The sequence below is a fragment of the Hansschlegelia beijingensis genome, assembly GCF_045505405.1.
Taxonomy (GTDB): domain Bacteria; phylum Pseudomonadota; class Alphaproteobacteria; order Rhizobiales; family Methylopilaceae; genus Methylopila; species Methylopila beijingensis_A.
In genome coordinates this window covers 1-633 of record NZ_JBJKEX010000695.1, presented here as the reverse complement: position 1 = coordinate 633, position 633 = coordinate 1, and the positions used below count along the sequence as shown (strand labels likewise).

Genomic DNA, 633 nt, shown 5'->3' with positions numbered 1-633 from the left:
CCCGGAGCTCAGCCCCGAGCAGGCCGCGGCGGCCGCGCGGTTGGTCGAGATGACCGCGGCGCGGAGCTTCGCGGTCGCGCTGCTCGACGGCGTGACCGGCTCGGGCAAGACCGAGGTCTATTGCGAGGCGGTCGCCGAAGCGCTGCGCGAAGGCCGGCAGGCGCTCGTGATGGCGCCCGAGATCGCGCTGACGGTGCCGTTTCTCGACCGGTTCGCCCGACGCTTCGGCGCCCGGCCGGCCGTGTGGCACGCGAGCGTGGGGGAGAAGGGCCGCGCGGCGGTCCGGCGCGGGGTCGCCGACGGTTCGATCCAGGCGGTGGTGGCGGCGCGCTCGGGGCTGTTCCTGCCGTTCCGCGATCTCGGCCTGATCGTGGTCGATGAGGAGCATGACGCCGCCTACAAGCAGGAGGACGGCGTCGCCTACAACGCCCGCGACATGGCGGTGGTGCGCGGCCGCCTCGAAGGCGCGGCCGTGGTGCTGGCCTCCGCGACCCCTTCGCTCGAGAGCCGGGTCAACGCCGAGCGGGGCCGGTACGAGAGACTGGCGCTGCCGGCGCGCTACGGCGGGAGCGTCATGCCCGAGATCAGGGCGATCGACATGCGCCGCGCCGGGCCGCCGCGTGGCGAGTGGCT

1 protein-coding gene is annotated in these 633 nt (G+C 74.9%); it reads left to right on the top strand.

Features of this window, described 5'->3' with window-relative positions; all coding sequences use genetic code 11:
* Positions 1–633 (top strand): DEAD/DEAH box helicase (locus ACIKT0_RS19675; protein WP_407106933.1); only part of this gene is annotated, 633 nt, incomplete at both ends.